General features: G+C 68.8%; 18 protein-coding genes. 3 read left to right on the forward strand and 15 right to left on the reverse strand.

Going from position 1 to position 19,474, the window contains the following annotated elements; genetic code table 11:
• Window positions 1-18: 18 nt before the first annotated feature.
• Together BCL67_RS08055 and BCL67_RS15450 are read left to right on the forward strand one after the other, a co-directional pair.
• The gene (locus tag BCL67_RS08055; RefSeq protein ID WP_106122929.1) at window positions 19-2,220 is read left to right on the forward strand and encodes a RecQ family ATP-dependent DNA helicase; all 2,202 of its coding nucleotides are present in this window, start codon (window positions 19-21) and stop codon (window positions 2,218-2,220) included.
• 194 nt (window positions 2,221-2,414) lie between these two features.
• Complete coding sequence (locus BCL67_RS15450; RefSeq protein ID WP_258174890.1) at window positions 2,415-4,160, forward strand: FAD-dependent oxidoreductase; 1,746 nt, start codon at window positions 2,415-2,417, stop codon at window positions 4,158-4,160.
• On the opposite strand, the gene BCL67_RS08065 is transcribed toward BCL67_RS15450, so the two are convergent.
• From BCL67_RS08065 to BCL67_RS08085, 5 genes are read right to left on the reverse strand one after another with little or no spacing between them, the layout of a single operon-like run.
• Window positions 4,138-5,091, reverse strand: a complete 954-nt coding sequence (locus BCL67_RS08065) for a ribokinase (protein ID WP_106122931.1) — start codon at window positions 5,089-5,091, stop codon at window positions 4,138-4,140. The genes BCL67_RS15450 and BCL67_RS08065 overlap by 23 nt on opposite strands.
• A gap of 56 nt (window positions 5,092-5,147) precedes the next feature.
• The gene (locus tag BCL67_RS08070) at window positions 5,148-5,426 is read right to left on the reverse strand and encodes a metal-sensitive transcriptional regulator (protein ID WP_106122932.1); all 279 of its coding nucleotides are present in this window, start codon (window positions 5,424-5,426) and stop codon (window positions 5,148-5,150) included.
• A 33-nt stretch (window positions 5,427-5,459) separates the two neighbouring features.
• Window positions 5,460-6,302, reverse strand: a complete 843-nt coding sequence (locus BCL67_RS08075; RefSeq protein WP_106122933.1) for a sulfite exporter TauE/SafE family protein — start codon at window positions 6,300-6,302, stop codon at window positions 5,460-5,462.
• Window positions 6,299-7,027 (reverse strand): rhodanese-like domain-containing protein, encoded by a 729-nt coding sequence (locus BCL67_RS08080; RefSeq protein ID WP_106122934.1) that lies wholly within the window; start codon window positions 7,025-7,027, stop codon window positions 6,299-6,301. The genes BCL67_RS08075 and BCL67_RS08080 overlap by 4 nt, the downstream gene beginning before the upstream one ends.
• A 57-nt stretch (window positions 7,028-7,084) precedes the next feature.
• On the reverse strand, window positions 7,085-8,476 hold the full coding sequence (locus tag BCL67_RS08085) for an MBL fold metallo-hydrolase (RefSeq protein WP_106122935.1): 1,392 nt from the start codon (window positions 8,474-8,476) through the stop codon (window positions 7,085-7,087).
• Between the two features lie 337 nt (window positions 8,477-8,813).
• On the opposite strand from BCL67_RS08085, the gene BCL67_RS08090 reads away from it, so the two are divergent.
• Window positions 8,814-10,187 (forward strand): MFS transporter, encoded by a 1,374-nt coding sequence (locus BCL67_RS08090; RefSeq protein ID WP_106122936.1) that lies wholly within the window; start codon window positions 8,814-8,816, stop codon window positions 10,185-10,187.
• Here BCL67_RS08090 and BCL67_RS08095 read toward each other — a convergent pair.
• From BCL67_RS08095 to truB, 10 genes are all read right to left on the reverse strand, one after another.
• The gene (locus BCL67_RS08095; protein WP_146131111.1) at window positions 10,172-10,540 is read right to left on the reverse strand and encodes a hypothetical protein; all 369 of its coding nucleotides are present in this window, start codon (window positions 10,538-10,540) and stop codon (window positions 10,172-10,174) included. The two genes, BCL67_RS08090 and BCL67_RS08095, sit on opposite strands and share 16 nt — an antisense overlap.
• A gap of 335 nt (window positions 10,541-10,875) precedes the next feature.
• Entirely contained in the window at window positions 10,876-12,075 is a 1,200-nt protein-coding gene (locus BCL67_RS08100) for a low temperature requirement protein A (RefSeq protein WP_258174892.1), read from the reverse strand.
• Between the two features lie 5 nt (window positions 12,076-12,080).
• Window positions 12,081-12,248 carry a hypothetical protein gene (locus BCL67_RS15455; protein ID WP_181255940.1) on the reverse strand — a complete coding sequence of 56 codons (168 nt, stop codon included), beginning with the start codon at window positions 12,246-12,248 and terminating at the stop codon, window positions 12,081-12,083.
• A gap of 420 nt (window positions 12,249-12,668) precedes the next feature.
• Window positions 12,669-14,906, reverse strand: coding sequence for a polyribonucleotide nucleotidyltransferase (locus BCL67_RS08105; RefSeq protein WP_106122938.1), 2,238 nt, complete (start codon window positions 14,904-14,906; stop codon window positions 12,669-12,671).
• Window positions 14,907-15,187: 281 nt separating this feature from the next.
• Entirely contained in the window at window positions 15,188-15,457 is a 270-nt protein-coding gene (rpsO, locus tag BCL67_RS08110) for a 30S ribosomal protein S15 (protein ID WP_106122939.1), read from the reverse strand.
• A gap of 115 nt (window positions 15,458-15,572) precedes the next feature.
• On the reverse strand, window positions 15,573-16,472 hold the full coding sequence (locus tag BCL67_RS08115; RefSeq protein WP_258174893.1) for a class I SAM-dependent methyltransferase: 900 nt from the start codon (window positions 16,470-16,472) through the stop codon (window positions 15,573-15,575).
• A 14-nt stretch (window positions 16,473-16,486) separates the two neighbouring features.
• Complete coding sequence (locus BCL67_RS08120) at window positions 16,487-17,497, reverse strand: bifunctional riboflavin kinase/FAD synthetase (protein WP_106122940.1); 1,011 nt, start codon at window positions 17,495-17,497, stop codon at window positions 16,487-16,489.
• A complete protein-coding gene (locus BCL67_RS08125; protein ID WP_308737986.1) occupies window positions 17,494-17,964 on the reverse strand; it encodes a hypothetical protein in 471 nt (156 codons plus the stop codon). The genes BCL67_RS08120 and BCL67_RS08125 overlap by 4 nt, the downstream gene beginning before the upstream one ends.
• Window positions 17,946-18,311: a hypothetical protein gene (locus tag BCL67_RS08130; RefSeq protein WP_106122942.1), complete on the reverse strand. Its 366-nt coding sequence runs from the start codon at window positions 18,309-18,311 to the stop codon at window positions 17,946-17,948. The genes BCL67_RS08125 and BCL67_RS08130 overlap by 19 nt, the downstream gene beginning before the upstream one ends.
• Window positions 18,308-19,459, reverse strand: coding sequence for a tRNA pseudouridine(55) synthase TruB (gene truB / locus BCL67_RS08135; RefSeq protein ID WP_219886453.1), 1,152 nt, complete (start codon window positions 19,457-19,459; stop codon window positions 18,308-18,310). The genes BCL67_RS08130 and truB overlap by 4 nt, the downstream gene beginning before the upstream one ends.
• Window positions 19,460-19,474 lie beyond the last annotated feature (15 nt).

Genomic DNA, 19,474 nt, shown 5'->3' on the forward strand with positions numbered 1-19,474 from the left:
CTGTGACAGAGTGGTCACGTGAGCATCCCCAGCACGAACATCGCCAGCCCTGACTCCTCCGCCGCCGAGCGCGATCCGGCCTTCTACACCGAGGCCCGCGAGCGCCTGGCCGCGCTGGCCGGAGCCGAGGTGGACTTCCGCGAGGGCCAGTTCGAGGCGATCTCCGCGCTGGTGCAGGATCGACGCCGGGTGCTGGTGGTGCAGAAGACCGGCTGGGGCAAGTCTGCGGTCTACTTCCTCGCCGCCCACCTGCTGCGCAGCCGCGGACGCGGGGTCAGCCTGATCGTGTCCCCGCTGATCGCGCTGATGCGTGACCAGATCGCCGCCGCCACCCGGGCCGGGGTGCGCGCGCAGGCGGTGAGCTCCGCGAACGCCCACGAATGGGACTCCATCATGGAGTCCCTGCGCAACGATGAGCTCGACGTGCTGCTGATCTCCCCCGAACGCCTGGCCAACCCGCGCTTCCGCGACGAGGTGCTCCCCGGCCTGCTGCAGCGCATGGGCATGCTGGTGGTCGATGAGGCCCACTGCATCTCCGACTGGGGCCATGACTTCCGGCCCGACTACCGCCGCATCGGCGAGATCGTGCGCAACCTCCCCGCCGAGGTCCCGGTGCTCGCCACCACCGCGACCGCGAACTCCCGGGTGGTCGACGACATCGCCGCCCAGCTGACCCCCGCGGGGGAATCCGCCGGACGATCCCCCGAGGGGTCCGCCGAAGCCCAGCAGCCGGAGAAGGAAGTCATGGTGCTGCGCGGCACGCTCAGCCGCGAATCCCTGCGCCTGGGCGTCCTCTCGCTGCCCGACTCTGAGCAGCGCATCGCCTGGCTGACCCAGCATCTGCAGGACCTCACCGGCAGCGGGATCGTCTACGCGCTGACCATCTCCCAGGCCACCGATCTTGCCGCGCACCTGAACGCCCACGGCTATAAGGTCGCCGCCTACACCGGTCAGACCGACCCGGACGAGCGCCAGCAGCTCGAGCAGGCGCTCAAGGACAACACCGTGAAGGCGCTGATCGCGACCAGCGCGCTGGGCATGGGCTTCGACAAGCCCGACCTCGGATTCGTGGTGCACCTCGGCGCGCCTTCCTCCCCGGTCTCCTACTACCAGCAGATCGGCCGTGCCGGCCGTGCCGTGGACAGCGCCGACGTCCTGCTGATGCCCGGCAAGGAGGACGTCCGGATCTGGGAGTACTTCGCCCAGGCCTCCATGCCCACCCAGGAACGCGCCGACGCCGTGCTCGGCGCCCTCTCCCCCGAGACCACGCTCTCGGTGGCCAAGCTCGAGGCCATGGTGGAGATCCGCCGCTCCCCGCTGGAGCTGCTGCTCAAGGTCCTGGAGGTCGACGGCAGCGTCCGCCGGGTCTCCGGAGGATGGCTCTCCACCGGACGCCCCTGGACCTACGACGCCGAGCGCTACGACACCATCCTGGCGATGCGCCGGGCCGAGCAGCAGCTCATGATCGACTACGAGCGGCTCCCCGCCGGGGTCTGCCGGATGGTCTTCCTGGCCCACGCCCTCGACGACGACGAAGCCCAGCCCTGCGGCCGCTGTGACACCTGCGCAGAGACCTGGTTCCCGCACGACGTCTCTCAGTCGGCGCTGGCCGAGGCCAAGGACAGCCTCGACCGGGTCGGTCTGGAGATCGCCCCGCGCAAGCAGTGGCCCACCGGGCTCAACGCTCTGGGCATCGATCTCAAGGGCAAGCTTCCGGCCGAGGCGCAGTCCCAGCCCGGCCGCGCCCTCGCTCGGCTGAGCGATCTGGGCTGGGGCACCCCGGTCCGCGAGGCGCTCCAGGGGCAGGACGCCGAGGTCACCGAGCAGCTGGTGCGCGGAGCGATCCGGGTGCTCAGCGGATGGGGATGGGCTCGGCGACCCGACGTCGTCGTCTCGATGCCCTCACGGAAGCACCCGGTGCTGGTGGACTCCATCGCCCGGGCGCTGGCCGAGGTCGGACGGCTGCCCTACGCCGGGTCCCTGGAATGGGTCGACGGCGGCCCCACCAGCACCCCTGACACCAACAGCGCCTTCCGGCTGGCCGGGCTGCTGGGGAAGTTCGCGGTGCCCCGCGAGCTTGCCGAGCAGATCAACGGCGCCTCGGTGCTGCTGGTCGATGACGAGGTGGTCTCACGCTGGACGCTCACCGTGGCGGCACGCGAGCTGCGCTCCGCGGGGGCGGCGGAGGTGCTGCCCTTCGCGCTGGGCATGCGCGGCTGAGTCAGCGCTGAGCTTGGCGCTGAGACTGGCTCTGGATCAGGCGCTGCGCCTGAGGATGACTCTGCCGGCAGGGGTGCCGCGGAGGGTGTGCACGGGCGTGAATGCTGGATACTCCCAGCTCCACCGACCAGGATGAGAACCATTGCCGGGACGGCGCTCCCGGCCACCGGCAGCACCCCTTGGAAGGACCACCTGTGAACTCGCAGAGCCCGCACACTGCCCATGAGCCCTCCAAGACCCACCGCTCGGTCTGGCTGGACACCTACTCCCCGGAGTCCATCCCCACCGATTCCTTCACCGAGGGCGCGCACTATGACACGGTCGTCGCCGGAGCCGGACTGACCGGGCTGACCACCGCGGTGCTGCTCGCCCGGGCGGGGCACAAGGTCGCGGTGCTGGAGGCCCGCGCGGTCGGCGTCGTCGCCACCGGCAACACCACCGCGAAGCTCTCGCTGCTCCAAGGCACCACCCTCTCCAGCGTCCGCAAGCACCACTCCGAAGAGGTGCTGCAGGCCTACGTGGACGGCAACCACGAGGGCGCCTCCTGGCTTCTCCGCTATATGGACGAACACAAGGTGCCGTATCAGCAGCGCACCGCTTACACCTACGCCACCACAGAGTCCGGGCTCTCCTCCGTGCAGCAGGAGTTCGAGGCCTGCCAGACAGCGGGTCTGCCGGTGACCTGGACCGACCAGACCGATCTGCCGTTCGAGGTTCTCGGAGCCGTGTCCCTGGCCAAGCAGACCCAGTTCCACCCGATGGAGGTCCTGGCCGCGCTGGCCGCCGAGCTGCGCCACCGCGGCGGGGAACTCATCGAGGGAGTACGGGTCACCGGAGCGACCACTCACGGCTCCCCCGGACCCGACGATGCCGCCGCTGCTGACCCAGGCGCCGCTGCTTCTGGCGGCGCCACCGCCGCTGGCGCCACGGCAGCCGGCTCCGCCGGCTCCGCCGGTTCCGCCGGTTCCGCCCCGGCATCCGCGTCCTCGACGTCGCCTCGGGCTTCTGCGGAGGACGACACCGAGGGCTCCCCGCTGGACCCCGCGGTGGATGAGGCTCCGCTGACCATCGCCACCTCCCAGGGCCCTGTGACCGCGGCGCGGCTGATGCTCGCCACCGGGGTCCCGGTGCTCGACCGCGGCGGCTACTTCGCCAAGCTCAAGCCCAACCGCTCCTACGCGATGACCTACCGGGTGCGCGGTGCTCCGGGCAGCATCCCGCACGGCATGTACCTCAGCGCCGACACCCCCGGCCGGACCCTGCGCACCGTCCCGGTCAACGGCGAGGAGCTGCTGCTGATCGGCGGCAATGACCACGTCGTCGGTCGGTCCCCCTCGGAGCGCGCCGCCGTGGAGGACCTCGAAGCCTGGGCGCAGGAGCATTTCCCGGGCGCCAGGCGCACCCACGTGTGGTCTGCCCAGGACTACCGGACCGCCCAGTACCTCCCGTTCTTCGGCACGCTGCCCCGCGGCGGCGGGCGGATCTACCTGGCCACCGGGTACAACAAATGGGGCATGAGCAACGCGGTGGCCTCCGCGCTGGCAGTCGCCGCGCAGATCCTCGGCGGGCACATGGCCTGGGCCGAGACGCTGAGCAAGCGGATGGTCACCCCGGCGGACGTGGTCACCGGGATCAAGGACAACCTCGAGGTGGGCGGCACTATGCTGGCCGGCTGGGTCGGCGCCGAGCTGCGCGCGCTGCCCGAGGAGACTCCTGCCGAGGGTGAGGGCGCTGTGGGCCGCGATCACGGCAGGCCCGTAGGGGTCTCCACCGTGGAGGGTCAGACCTGCAAGGTCTCCGCGATCTGCCCTCACCTGGGCGGGGTGCTGAAGTGGAACGATGCGGCGCTGTCCTGGGACTGCCCGCTGCACGGCTCACGCTTCGCCGCCGATGGGGAGCTGCTGGAAGGGCCGGCGGTCACGAACCTGTCGCGACTGTGACCCCCGCCGGACCGCCGAGCCGGAAGTCCCGCGGGTAGGAGGCCTGGGCGCCCACCCTGGTGGTCGCCGAGGCGGCGAACCGGGAGGCGATCGCTGCCGCGGTCTCCAGGCTGTCCCCGCGGGTCAGGCGTCCGAGCAGCGCACCCGCGAAGGCATCGCCGGCGCCGCTGGTGTCCACCGCGTCCACCTCTACGCTGGGGACGCGGGCCGGGTCCCGGCCTGCTTCATGGATACTTGCCCCCTGCGCTCCGAGCGTGACGATCAGGGTCTCGAGGCCCAGCGCCGCGGCGAAGTCTCCGGGCGGCGGCTTCCCCGGTCGTGAGCCCTGGGCGGCACTGTCGGAGTCCACGCCGGCGTGGGTGGCGTGGCTGAGCAGCTGGGCGGCCTCACCTTCGTTGGCGATCACCAGGTCCACGTCGCGCAGGTCCAGCGGCTGCCCGGTCAGCGGTGAGGCGTTCAGCGCGACCTTGACCCCTGCTGCGCGCGCCCGCGCCGAACTCTCCAGGACCGTGTCCAGCGGGACCTCGAGGCTGAACAGGATCCAGTCCGCCCGCTCGAGCAGCTCCTGCGGGCAGTCATGGGCTGTCAGCTCCGCGTTGGCGCCAGGGACCACCACGATGGTGTTCTCCCCGTCGGCGCGCACGGTGATGAACGCCATCCCCTGCGCGCCGCGGCCCGGGGTGACCGCGTCGATGTGGACCCCGGCGTCACGTAACGAGGAGACGGCGTCAGCTCCCGCGGCGTCGGGTCCGCAGCGGGCGATCAGGTGCGCCTCGGCACCGACCAGCGCGGCGGCCACGGCCTGGTTCGCACTCTTGCCGCCGGTGGCGGTCTCCGACGCGGTGGCCAGCAGCGTCTCCCCGGGCTGCGGGAACTCAGGCAGCTGCGCGGTGATGTCGCGGTTCACCGATCCCATGATCAGCAGCGTCATGCCTGTCCTCTCATGTCTGCGGCGTCAGGTGCGCGCTGTCAGGTACGCGGCCCGGTTCAGGAGAGCGAAAGGAAGAGCTTCTCGAGCTCTTCCACGGTCAGCCCGTCCTCGGTCTCGGCGGCTGCTTCGGGGTCGGTGATGCAGAACTGCATCGCCGAGGAGACCACGCTGAATCCGGCGCGGTCCAGGGCGGTGGACACGGCCGCGAGCTGGGTGACCACATCGCGGCAGCTTCCGCCGTTCTCCACGGCGTTGATCACCGAGTCCAGCTGCCCGCGAGCCCGCTTGAGGCGGTTCACGATCTTGCGCTGTGTCTCCGGATCGGCTTCTCTCATCAATCTCTCCCTGCTGCTCGCACTGATTCGTCTCTATGATGCCAGCTGCTCACGGCGCCGGCGGTACATCAGGGTGCCGAGCAGCGCGAGGATCACCACGGCGGCTCCGACACCGTAGGCCAGGGGCAGCTCCTGGAGGAACACCACGACGCCCATGGCCAGCACCAGATACCCGAAGGCCTTCTTCAGCGCCTTCTCGGGCACATGCTTGCCGAACGCGGTGCCGAGCAGCGCGCCGATCACCGTGATCGCGGTGATGATCAGCACCGGACCCCAGTCGATGCTCACTTCCGTCAGGTACCCGGCGAGCCCGGTGAAGGACTTCATCGAGATAATCAGCAGCGAGGTGCCCACCGCGGCGGGCATCGAGAGCCCGCCCAGCAGCACCAGCGCCGGGACCACCAGGAATCCGCCGCCGGCGCCGACCATGCCGGTGACCAGTCCCACCACCAGTCCTTCGATGAGGATCTTGGCCAGCGGGAGCTTCTTCCGAGGCGCGCCGGAGGCTTTCACCCGGCGGTCCAGGATCATGGCCAGTGCAGTGGCGACCATCATGATGCCGAAGGCCACCATCAGCACCACGCTGGGCAGTCGACTCCCCAACAGCCCGCCGCCGAAGGCTCCGACCATCGCGGCGGCGCCGAAGATGAACCCGGTGCGCCACTGCACGTTGCCGCGCCCGGCGTGGGCGACCACGCTGACCGCGGAGGTCACCCCGATGATGAACATCGAGGCAGCGATCGCCTCCTTCGGCGGCATCCCGGCCACGTAGGTCAGCAGCGGGACCGCCAGGATCGTGCCCCCGCCACCGAGCAGCCCCAGCGAGATGCCGATCCCGACGGCGAGGATCATCGCCAGGATCAGGCCGCCGCTCACCCCCGCGACGCCGGGGTCTGGGAGGCCTGAGCCTGGGCTGACTGAGCCTGGGCTGCCTGAGTCTGGGCTGCTTGGATCGCGGTGGAGCGCGGGATCTCGGCCAGCAGCTTCTCCACGGTCGGGTCAGCCTCGACCTTGTTCCACGGCATCTTGTTCAGCGCCGCGGCCATCGCGCAGGAATCGGTCAGCGCCGAGAAGGTCAGCCCGGCACCGATCGCACCGGCCAGGTAGCCGACCTTCGGGGAGATGAGCTTGCCGCCGAGGAACCCGGTGAGCACCAGGGAGCCGGCGACCATCCTGACCTGACGGTCCATGGCCCAGCGCTGCTGACCCCGCTGGGTGTGCTGGCTGTGCTGGGCCTCCAGGGCGACGACGCCGCCGTCGAGCACCCGCGCGGTGTCCACTCCTGCAGCGCGCAGGTGCTGCAGGGCCTGGTTGGCGCGGTTGCCGGTCTGGCAGATCAGCACGATCTCACCGGTGAGCTGATCGGCCAGGGTCTCGGTGTTCTTCTGCAGCAGATCCAGTGGGACGTTGTGGGACCCGGGGACCCGCAGCGACTCGTGCTCCGCGGGGGTGCGCACGTCGAGCAGCAGCGGTGCGCTCGCCGAGCTGAGCTTCTCGGCGAGTTCGGTGGGGCTCATCGGAGACGCGGCCGCCGTCGTCGGGGTGCTGATGTTCGGGCTGCTGTACTGACGGGTGCTGGTGCTGGTGGTGGGGTGTGCCATAGGGCTGGTGGTGCCTCTCGAGAAGTAGGTGGTTCGTGTCTGACCAGAACAATCGGATCAGTCGGATGTGTTCCAGTCGGACCATCCGGCGTAGCTGCCGATGAGCTCCCGGACGTCGTGACCGGCCCGGCGCAGCGCGCTGGCGGCGACGGAGTTCCGGACCCCGGACTGGCAGTAGGTGACGATCGGACCGGAGGTGGGCAGCTCGTCCTGGTGCCAGAGCACGCGTCCGGCGCTGAGCTGCTTGGAGCCCGGGACGTGGCCTTCTGTGTGCTCGGACTTGTTACGCACATCCAGCAGCAGCGCGGGCTCGAAGTCTGCCAGCTCGGCGGGGGTGATGGTGGCCGGCTGGGTCGGCGGGAGGTCTGCGAGGCTGATCGTGTAGCCCTTGACCGCGTCGATGCCGACCCGCATCAGGTGATCTCGCATCACGTGGGCCTGGTCCTGACCGTCGGCGAGCAGGATCAGCGGCTTCGTCTCGGTCTCCGGGTCATAGGCCCAGGCGCCGAAGCTGGCGAACTTGCCGCCGGCCGGGATGTTGAGCGCACCCAGGACGGTGCCCTGCTTGACCTGGTCGTTGGCGCGGGTGTCGACGAAGATCGCGCGGTCCTCCTCCAGGGCGCTGCGCACCTGGTCCGAGGTGAGCGCCTCGAGCGGGCTCAGCGGTCCGAGCACGGCCGGGCCGTCGCGGTTTTCGCGCTTCATCCGGCCGAAGTAGGCGTGGGCGTCAGGCTGGCCGTCGAGGAGCTCACCGATGAACCCCTGTTCGTCGTCGTCGGCCAGGTGCTTGGACCACCAGGCGTTGCTCCGCTCGTAGCCGACGGTGGTGGCGGGCAGTGCGCCCAGAGCCTTGCCGCAGGCGCTGCCGGAGCCGTGCCCCGGGTAGACCAGCACGTGGTCGGGCAGCGTGAGGAACTGCTCCTTGAGGCTGGTGAAGAGCTGCTGGGCGCCGGCGAATCGGGTGTCGACTCCCCCGGCGGCCTCGTCGAGCAGGTCAGGGCGGCCCAGGTCGCCGGCGAAGACGAAGTCGCCGGAGATCAGGTAGCCGGGCTCGGTGCTGAAGGCCCCGTCGGTAACCAGGAACACCAGGTGCTCCGGGGTGTGGCCGGGGGTGTGGCGGGCCTCGAGGGTGATGTTGCCCAGGGTGATGGTGTCGCCGTGGGTCAGTCGGGTGGCGTCGAAGCCGTACTGCCAGTCCTCGCCGCCCTCGCCGGAGACGTAGGCCTCCGCGTTCGCGGCCGCCGCCAGCTCCCGGGTGCCGGAGAGGTAGTCGGCGTGGATGTGGGTCTCGGCCACGGCGGTGATGCGCATGCCGTGGCGGGCGGCGAGCTCGAGGTACTCGCTGATGTCGCGGCGGGCGTCGATGACGATGGCCTCGCCCTTGGCCTGGCAGCCGATGAAGTAGCTGGCCTGGGCCAGGTCCTCGTCGTAGATCCGTTCCAGAAGCATCAGATCGCTCCCCTTCCTTGAAAGTCAGTGGATACCCCAGGGGGTATAGCAATACTCTCGCATATACCCCAGGGGGTATACAAATCTGAGACCTAGAGGCCGGTTCTCGGGGCTCCTTGACCGGGATGGGTGTGAGTTGAGAGACGAAGTTAACCCGGGAGAAACATCAGCCGGTACGCTGGAGTCCTGCCCTCCCCCGGGCCCGCTTCTGGCGGCCTGCGTGCGGACGCGAGCAGCACTTGTGTGTATCTACCTGATTCCGGCCGCGTCCCGAGGCGCTGATGCGGGGTCAAGGCGGCACTGAGCACGCCAGAGCCGACACCGGAGGACCCGCAGCATGCCCGCGAAGAAGTACGACGACGCCCAGCCGCCCGCCACAGAGCCGGATGCTGCGCCTGAATCCCACCCGGGAACCGATCCTGGAACCCAGCCAGACGCCGCGTCGAGCGCCGCACCGAGGACTGAATCCGCTGCGCGCTTTCCGGGCGCCGAGTCGCAGGTGACCCTGCGCGGCGCCGTCGGACCCGACTACTTCCCGGTGGCCCTGCTCGCCCGCTTCCCCTACGCGATGATGGTGGTCGGGGTGCTCACCCTGGTGGTGGCCGCCCGCGACTCGATCAGCCTCGGCGGGGTGACCTCGGCCATGGTCGGGCTGGGCACCGCGATCTTCGGCCCGCTCATCGGCGCCGCCGCGGACCGCTGGGGCCAGCGCCGGGTGCTGCTGATCGCCGGTGCCGCCAGCAGCCTCTCGCTGCTGGCGATGGCCTGGGTGGTCTACAGCCCGTTCGGCACCTGGGCCGTGCTGACCTCGGCCTTCTTCGTCGGGGCCACCGCCCCGCAGGTGCCACCGATGTCGCGCAGCCGGCTGGTGGGCGTGATCTTCCGTGAGCTGCCCCCCGCGCGGCAGCAGAAGACCATGAACTCCACGATGGCGTATGAGTCCGCCGCCGATGAGATCACCTTCGTGTTCGGCCCGGTCATCGTGGGCCTGCTCGCCGCCACCCTCGGCGGGGCGGCGCCGATGATCGGCGCGGCGATCCTGACCCTGTGCTTCCTGATCACCTTCGCGCTGCACCGCACCGCGGACGCGGTGCCCAAGAACGCCGCCACGGACCAGGAGCCCGCCCCGGTGCGGTCACTGTTCGCGCCGCGGCTGCTGGTGCTGATGGCTGGCGCGCTGGGCATCGGACTGATCTTCGGATCCACTCTGACCACGCTGACCTCCTTCATGGCCGATCTCGGCTACGCCGAACGCGCCGGACTGGTCTATGGCGCGATGGGCATCGGCTCCGCGGTCTTCGCCCTGGCTGCGGCCCTGTTCCCAGCGAGCTTCAGCCTGGAGGCCCGTTGGCTGAGCTTCGGCGGGGTGCTGCTGCTGGGCACCGTCGGACTACAGTTCGCCTCGGCGCTGCCGATCCTGCTGCTGGTGCTGCTGGTGATGGGCGTGGGCATCGGCCCGACCCTGGTCACCCAGTTCAGCCTGGTGGCCGAGCGCAGTCCGCGCGGGCGGTCCACCACGGTCATGTCGCTGCTGACCACGGCGATCGTGATCGGACAGTCCTCATCCTCAGCGATCACCGGCTACCTCGCCGAAGGCTTCGGGACGCAGATCGCCGCTCTGGTGCCGCTGGTCGCCGCGTTGCTGATCATCCTCGCCGCCGTGGCGAACGCGCTGGGCGTCAGCAACGCCCGGGACTACTCCGGGGACTGATCCTCGGGTCGATCCTGAGGTCGATCGCGGGGCTGGCCCGGCTGGGACTTCTCCGGCTGGCGGGTCTCCCCGGACTCACTAAGCTCCTCGGGCTCCCCCGGCCAGGGCTCCACGAGCGACGTCCCGACATGATGTCCCGCTCCCCCATGCGCGTGCTCGAGGTGCTCGGTGGTGCGGGTGTCCAGGGTGGGCAAGACGCCGGCCGTGCCCGCGGCGAGCACCGGGCGCAGCACCGAATCCCGCAGCGAGGAGCCGCGGCGTCGTCGTCGGAGGGCCAGCACCAGGCGGACCACGATCGCCACGCCGAGCACCACCCAGAAGCCGAGGAACAGCCATCCCACTACATGGTCCATAGAATCCACCCTGCCACGCGAGATCGTGCCCACAAACCCTTCTGAGCCATCGAGTGTGCAGTCTGTGCAGGAATTTCGGGGACAACCGGCCGAATCGGCGGTCGAATCGCACACTGATGGGCGACAGGGACGAACGACTGCCGGCCGAGCCGGACGGAGGGATGCCCGCCCGCCGGCCCGTCATCCAGTGGGCGAATTGGGCGCCTCTTCGGCACGTTCGGGGCACGAAAATCCCTCATATCGCCCACTCGATGGAGCGGACGCCCGCGCAGGGTGAAGCGAGGAAGCCAGGCGGCGGGAGTCAGGCCTCCTGAGACAGGGCCTCGGCTCCTGTCTCAAGAGGTGGAAGTTTCAGCGCTGGCTGGCCCGGCTCCGGCAGCCGCACCGGGCGGGGTGCCCAGCTCCAGGGCGACGACGAGCCCGATCACCGCTCCCGTTGTCAGCAGCAGGCTCTGCGGGGCGAACGCGCTGAGCGCGATCCCGACCGCCAGGACCGGCATCAGCAGGTTCTGGGCCGGGGTGAGCGAGTCGCGCAGCGTGAGGAACCAGACGCCGAGGATGAACACACCCACCGGGACCGTGAGCGTGGCGGCGGCTTCAGCTGCCGCGAGCCCCGTCGCGGAGATGTCGTAGTCGATGGCAACCTCGATGCCCGCGGAGAACGCACCGGCGGCGGCGAAGATCGCATAGTGGCCATACCCGAAGACCAGCGTGTTGCGGAGCCGCTGGAAGTGGCTGTGGTGGCCCCGCGCGAAGTAGATCCACCACATGCCGGCCGCGATCATCAGGCCACACACGGCGATCATGATCAGCGACCCCATCCGTTCAGTGTCCTGAGCCGCATCGATGACGGCGTTGGTGGACGCGAGAATGGATTCGCCCAGCAGGATCAGGGTGAAGAGTCCGTAGCGTTCCGAGATGTGATGCGGGTGCCAGGGTGTGGAGCGGGACCGTTCAGCAAGAATCGGCACAGAGAGCTCAGCGAGCACCAGGACCAGGAACACTGGGGTACCCCAGTGCTCGGGCAGGGCGAGGCGGACGAGCCAGAGCAGCTGCACCACGGTAATCCCCGTCGCGTAGGTCAGCGCGGTTCGCCGCAGCTCCGGCTCCCCCCGAGAGGCTCGAAGCCATTGGGCGACCAGCGGCAGTCGCATGATCACGTAGCCCCAGGTGACCAGGACATAGTCACCCTCGGTCATCGCTGTCTCCGCACCCGCCGCCAGCAGGAGCGCCCCGCTCATCTGGAAGATGGTCAGCACCCGGTAGAGCCAGTCGTCGGTGTCGAACGCCGTGGCGAACCAGGTGAAGTTCATCCACGCCCACCAGATCGCGAAGAACACCATCAGATACGCACCCACACCGTCGGCGATGCGCTGCTCAGACTCGGCGTGGTGCAGCGCACCCGAGGCCTGCGCCACTGCGACCACGAAGACCAGGTCGAAGAACAGCTCCAGCGGGGACGCTCCGCGGTGCTGCTCGGAGGGATCCCTCGGCCGCATCGGCGCGAGCCCGAGGCGCATCTGCGCCCCGGCCATCGCGTTCAACCCTCGCGGATGGTCATCGGTGTCAGCTTCTCCCCCACGGCGCGAGACGTGAAGCGTGACGGATGAGCCTCGGTCCAGGCCTCCAGGAAAGCCGGCCGGTCGTGGCGGGTCACCACATCGATGAATGAGGCGACAGGTTCGGGCGCCTTCACGGACTCAGTCATGGTGGGCTCCTGAATGCTGTCCAGCAGTGCTCTCCGCAGCAGCTGTCGACTGCCGATGAAAGGGCCAGAGTAGTCACGGCAGGAAGGCATAGACAACGGATCAGGAACAGCCATGCCGCTGCCTGGTGCCTGGTGCATGGCTCAGGTGCATGGCCCCTGGTGCATGGACCTCATCCTGCCGCGCATGAAACGCGACCCTGCACCCTCGATCCACCATCCGTTGGGCACTTTGCGGCGCTCAGCGGCGCTTCCAGGCGCGTCATAACGCCACAAACTGCCCTTTCGGTGCGGATCATCCACCTCATAGCTCCCGCAGCTCCCGGACGCACAAGAACGGCCGGCGAGATCCCCCACAGGGAACCTCACCGGCCGTCCTCGCGGCTCAGCCTCTCAGCTGGAGCCGTTCACGCTAGAAGCGGATCACGCGTCGGCGTTGTCCGACTCCGAAGAGCCGTCACCTTCGACGACGGGTGCCAGGCTGAGCTTTCCGCGGTCATCGACCTTGGAGATCTCGACCTGGATGCGCTGGCCGACGCTGACGACGTCTTCGACGTCGTCCACGCGCTTGCCCTCGTTGAGCTTGCGCAGCTCGGAGATGTGCAGCAGGCCATCCTTGCCCGGGGTCAGCGAGATGAACGCGCCGAATGTGGTCAGCTTGACCACGGTGCCCAGGTACCGCTCGCCGATCTCAGGGACCTGCGGGTTGGCGATCGCGTTGACCGCGGCGCGGGCTGCCTCAGCAGCTTCGCCGTTGGTCGCGCCGATCAGCACGGTGCCGTCATCTTCGATCGAGATGTCGGTGCCGGTGTCCTCCTGGATCTGGTTGATCATCTTGCCCTTCGGGCCGATGACCTCGCCGATCTTGTCCACGGGGACCATCACCGAGATGATGCGCGGTGCGAACTCGGACATCTCATCCGGGGCGTCGATGGCAGCTGCCATGACGCTCAGGATGTGCAGGCGAGCCTCGCGGGCCTGCTTCAGCGCTGCGGAGAGCACCGAAGCCGGGATGCCGTCGAGCTTGGTGTCCAGCTGGATGGCTGTGACGAACTCGGAGGTGCCGGCGACCTTGAAGTCCATGTCGCCGAAAGCATCTTCGGCGCCGAGGATGTCGGTCAGTGCGGCGTAGCGGGTCTCACCGTCGACCTGGTCGGAGACCAGGCCCATGGCGATGCCTGCGACCGGAGCCTTCAGCGGCACACCGGCGTTGAGCATGGACAGCGTCGAGGCGCAGACCGAACCCATCGAGGTGGAGCCGTTGGAGCCCAGGGCCTCAGAGACCTGGCGGATCGCGTAGGGGAACTCCTCGCGGGAGGGCAGCACCGGGGTGATGGCGCGCTCAGCAAGAGCACCATGTCCGATCTCGCGGCGCTTGGGCGAACCCACGCGGCCGGTCTCACCGACCGAATACGGCGGGAAGTTGTAGTTGTGCATGTAGCGCTTGGTCTTCACCGGCGACAGCGAGTCGATGTTCTGCTCCAGCTTGAGCATGTTCAGCGTGGTGACACCCATGATCTGGGTCTCGCCGCGCTCGAAGATGGCCGAGCCGTGCACGCGGGGAAGGACCTCGACCTCGGCGGTGAGCTGGCGGATGTCCGTCAGACCGCGGCCGTCGATGCGGACCTGATCGCGCAGGATCCGCTGGCGGATGACCTGCTTGGTCACTGCGCCGAAGGCCTTGGCGACCTCGCCGCCGCGACCCTCGAACGGCTTGCCCTCGCCGGCGAGCTCCTCGCGGACCTCGGCCTTGAGCTCGGCGTCAGCAGCGTCGCGCTCCTGCTTGTCGGCGATCTGGTAGACCGCGCTCAGACGCTCGGCGGCGGAGGACTCCACCGCTGCCAGCACGTCATCCTCGTAGTCCACGAAGGTCGGGATGTCGATGGCGGGCTTGGCGGCGCGAGCTGCCAGGTCTGCCTGTGCGTCGCAGAGGACCTTGATGAACGGCTTGGCAGCCTCGAGGCCCTCGGACACGATGTCCTCGGTCGGGGCGGTGCGGCCCTGCTCCTTGATGAGCTTCCAGGAGTCATCGGTGGCTTCGGCCTCGACCATCAGCACGGCGATGTCATCGCCTACGACGCGCCCGGCGACGACCATGTTGAACACGGCGTCCTTGAGCTGCGAGTGCTTCGGGAAGGCGACCCACTGGGCGCCGGAGCCGTTGTCGATGAGCGCCACGCGGACTGCACCGATCGGGCCGGAGAACGGCAGACCGGAGAGCTGGGTGGACATCGAGGCGCCGTTGATGGCGACCACGTCGTAGAGGTCATCCGGGTTGATCGAGAGGACGGTCTCGACGACCTGAACCTCGTTGCGGATGCCCTTCTTGAACGCGGGGCGCAGCGGGCGGTCGATCAGGCGGCAGGCCAGGATCGCGTCGGTGGAGGGGCGACCCTCGCGACGGAAGAAGCTGCCGGGGATGCGACCTGCGGCGTACATGCGCTCTTCGACGTCGACCGTCAGCGGGAAGAAGTCGAAGCCTTCACGGGGGGACTTGCCCACCGTGGTGGCCGAGAGCAGCGTGGTGTCGTCGTCCATGGTGACCAGGACGGAACCGGCGGCCTGCTTGGCGAGGCGGCCGGTCTCGAAGGAAATCGTGCGTGTACCGAATGATCCGTTGTCGATCACGGCTTCGGTGTAGTGAATCTCGGGACCCTGCATTACAGGTGTCTCCTCTCAGTTGCGTGCATTACTGGCGAGCCAGTGAGAGGAAAGGATCTGCGTACATATGGTCGGTCATCGATCGAAGCCCACGGGCCTGGCACGTGTCGTGCCTCCCGGAGGCTACTACCGAGGACCGGAACATATGAGTTCGATCCCTCTCACTGGCGGGTGCGCCACCCACTAGTCTCGCATACAAAGCAGGCGGCTCCTACGGTCTTGAAGACCGTGTAAGGAGCCGCCTGGTTCGTTGCTTGGTGATCAGCGTTTGACGCTGAAGCTCATCGGCGGATACCGAGACGCTTGATCAGCGAACGGTAGCGCTCGATGTCCGTAGCAGCAAGGTACTTCAGCAGACGACGACGGCGACCCACCAGGATCATCAGACCGCGACGGGTGTGGTGATCGTGCTTGTGCACCTTCAGGTGCTCGGTGAGGTCGGAGATCCGACGTGTCAGAACCGCAACCTGAACCTCGGGTGAACCAGTGTCACCCTCGGAAGTTGCGTACTCCTTGATGATCTCCTGTTTGATAACGGGATCTAAAGCCATGGAAGAGCTCCTTCATTGTTGTACCGCGAACAGGACCGGGCTTTGCCCGTGAGGGCCAGGGACCAGTGTCAGCCACCGCGGACTGCAGCATGACGATGTCGCCGAAGCGACCTTCCTACGATACAGGAGCCCCTGGCACACGGGAAACGCTGGTGTGCAGCACGGTGAGGTACGGCAGCGTGACCGGCTCCCCCGGCGGCAGGCCGAGGTGCTCATCGAGGTACCAGTCGAGGTTCGCCCGACGGCGGGCCCGTGCGGGCTCCTCGGCCGAGAGCCAGGAGCTCAGCGTGGTGGAGAGCTGCCGGATCTGCTCCGGGGTGACCTGCCGCTCCCAGTGGTGTGGGGTGGTCTCCCAGGCGGTGAAGTGGACCGGGTTCACCGGTGGGGTCCAGCCAGGTCGGTAGACGTCTCCGGCGCGCATGATCCGGGTCAGCCGGTGCACCCAGGGCATCGAGGTGTCCAGATAGTTCGCCACCACGGCGAGCACTCCCCCGGCGCGCAGGATCCGGCGCACCTCCCCTTGGACCAGCGCGTCATCGAACCAGTGCCAGGCCTGGGCGGCGACGACGACGTCGCAGCTCGCCTCGGCCAGCCCGGTCGCCTCCGCCGTGGTGCGGTGCACCTGCAGCCGGGCGTGCTCATCGTCCTGCCGAGTCTCCGGCCGGGCGGGCTGCCCGCTTTCATCGACGGCGGCCTGCTCAGTGCAGCGTGCGCGCAGCACCTCGGTCATCGCCATAGACGGCTCGACCGCGTGGACGTGCGCGCCGCGGGCCAGCAGCGCCCGGGTGAGGATCCCGGTGCCGGCGCCGAGGTCGGCGATGACGGGGTGATCTGTCGCCGCCGCGTCCAGCAGCCGATCCACCACCGGGCGCGGATAGCGGGGCCGGAGGGCGTCATAGCGCCAGGCCTCGTCCAGCGAGGTGTCATCGGCGAAGGAGGCGGCCAGGCGGCGTCGTCGTTCCGGGTCGCTGATCAGCGCCTGCTGCGCGGGCCGGTGTTTGGGACGGGAGGGCACTGCCGGACCCGGGTCTACTCGGCGGGCAGCCGGGCGAGGACCTGGCGGGTCTGCTCCACGTCCTGGTACATCTGCTCGACCAGCTTCTCCACGCCTTCATAGGCGACCATGCCGCGCAGCCGCTCGATGAACTCCACCCGCACATGCTGGCCGTAGAGGTCGAAGTCCTCCACCGCCTCGGTGGGCCGGTCGATCACGTGGGACTCCACCACGCGCTCGACGCCGTGGAACGTGGGATTCGAACCCACGGAGATCGCCGCGGGCCAGCGGGCGCCGGCGGCGTCGACCAGCCAGCCGGCGTAGACGCCGTCGGCGGGGATCATGCCCTCGGAGTCGCTGCCCAGGTTCGCGGTCGGGAAGCCGAGGTCGCGGCCGCGGGCTGCCCCGTGGACCACCTCGCCGAGCACGGCGTGGGGCCGGCCGAGCACCTCGGCGGCGGCGGCGACATCTCCGGCGTCCAGAGCTTCGCGCACCCAGGTCGAGGAGCAGCGGCGTTCGGTCTCGGCCACCGAGTGCCCGCTCAGGGCGAAGTCGTCCACGCCGAGCACGGTGAAGCCGTAGCGGTGCCCCAGCTCGACCATGGTCTCGAAGTTCCCGGAGTTGCCGCGGCCGAAGCGCACGTCGTGGCCGATGACCACCACAGAGGCGTTCAGCGTGTCCACGAAATAGGTCTTGACGAACTCCTCCGCGGTGAGGCCGGCGAGGTCGAGGTTGTAGTGCAGCACCAGCAGCGCGTCGATGCCGGTCTCGGCGAGGCGCTGGATCTTCTCCGCGGTGCCGGTGAGCATCACCGGGGACTCATCCGGGCGGTGGACCTGCAGCGGGTGCGGGTCGAAGGTGATCGCCACGGCCTGCGCGTCGGCGTCGGCCTGATCGTGGGCGGCGGCGACCAGGCGGGTCAGGACCTCCTGGTGACCCAGGTGGACGCCGTCGAAGTTGCCGATGGTCACTGCGGTGGGTCCGAGCCCGCGAGGGACCTCTTCAAGACCGTTCCAGAACTGCACGTCGCTCAGCCTATCGCTCATCCCTGGGGACCTCGTGCGGCCTCGGTGCCGGGCCGGTGCCGCAGCAGCCAGAAGAGGCCGACGAAGGGCAGCAGCAGCGGGATGAACCCGTAGCCCTCACCGAAGTGGGACCAGACGGTGGCCTCGTTGAACAGCTCGGGGTCCAGGTAGGTCCACAGTCCGACGCCGAGCACTCCGGTCAGCTCGACCAGCACGGCGATCAGCGCGACGAGCCAGGCGCGGGTGCCGATGCGGGCCAGGGCCAGGGTCGCGACGATGTAGACCCCGGCGGCGAAGGCGCTGAGCGAGTAGGACACCGGGGAGGCGTCGAAGTCGGTGAGGATCTGATAGAGCGCTCGGGCGAAGGAGGAGACCGCGAAGATGCCGTAGGCGGTGATGATCAGCATCCCGACCCCGCGGTTGCGCGGGGTCGGCGAGGCGTTTCTCGGGGCACCCTGCGGCGACTGGGTCATAATGCGCTTCCCCACCAGATCTCCTCCAAGCGGTAGACCATCACGAACACGACGAGCCCGACGAAGCTCATCACCAGGTTGGACCAGCGGGTCTTGTCGATCATGGCCCAGATGAACACGCCCACCGGAAGCAGGAGTGCAGTGAGAATATAACCCCAGAACTCCCAGGCCTCGCCGGCCACCGAGGCTCCGCCGATCTGCCGGATCCCGGCGTAGATGCCGTAGGCGAGGAGGTAGAGCTCGATGGCGGCCAGCGAGATGATCGAGGAATCCGCGGGGTGATCCCGGGCTGCGGTCATCACCCAGCAGACCAGCACGGAGAGCCCACAGACGATGGTGCCTATGAGGAACATCACCGTCATCCGGCAGCTCCGGGGGGCTGTGTGACGCCGGTTCCGGGATCAGGCGCTCCGGCCTCTGCCGTCCCTGCACCTGAGGCTCCGGCACGTGAGGTTCCTGCACCTGAGGTTCCGGCATCTGATGTTCCGTCACTCGGGCCCTGCGTCCCGGAGGGCGCCGACCCGGTGGGCGTGGTGATCGCGAAGACCAGCTCGGGCTTGGCCTGGTAGTCGGTGGATTCGGAGTCCGCGGCGTGGGCGGCGTCCGGTGAGGCGGAGGCGCCCTTCTTGGCGGGCACGTCGATCAGCAGCGCGACCAGCTCGCCGTCGGGAGCGAAGGCGGCGGTGAGCTGAGGATCCGCTCCGGTGCCGGAGGCGGTGATCCGACGGCCGTAGCCGAGGTTCTCGGTCTCCTCGGCGGTGAGCTGACGCTTCGGGAAGAGGTGCTCGGCGGCTTCGGCGAGGCCGATGTAGCCGAAGTCCTCACCCAGCTGGTCCAGGGTCAGGGTCTGGTCGATGCTGTAGGAGCCCACGGCGGTGCGGCGCAGCGCGGTGAGGTGACCGCCGACGTCGAGCGCCTCGCCCAGATCCCGGGCCAGGGCCCGCACATAGGTGCCCGAAGAGACCCGGACCTCGATGTCGACGTCGATGAGCTTGCCGCCGTCGATCCGGCGGATGTCGAAGACCTCGAAGTGGTGCACGGTGACGCTGCGGGACTTCAGCGCGACCTCTTCGCCGGCGCGCGCCCGGGCATGGGCGCGCTGGCCGTCCACCTTGATCGCTGAGACGGTGGCGGGGACCTGTTGGATCGCGCCGGTGAGCTTTGCGATCTCGGCGGTGATGTCTTGCGGAGTCACCGCGCTGGCGAAGCGGGTCTGCAGGATCTCGCCCTCGGCGTCGTCGGTGGAGGTGGACTGGCCCAGCCGCACGGTGGCGGTGTAGGTCTTGTCCACCCCGACGATATGGGTCAGCAGCCTGGTGGCGCGGTTGATCCCGACCACCAGGACGCCTGTGGCCATCGGATCCAGCGTGCCGGCATGACCCACCTTGCGGGTCCCGGCGAGCTTGCGGATCTTCCCGACCACGTCATGGCTGGTCAGGCCGGCCGGCTTGTCCACCAGGACAAGTCCGGAGCCGACCTCCAGCTCTTCAGGCTTCTGCTTCTTCCCCATAGGTATTCAGCCGTG

It is taken from the genome of Nesterenkonia sandarakina (assembly GCF_003003175.1).
In the GTDB taxonomy this organism is placed as follows: Bacteria; Actinomycetota; Actinomycetes; order Actinomycetales; family Micrococcaceae; genus Nesterenkonia; species Nesterenkonia sandarakina_A.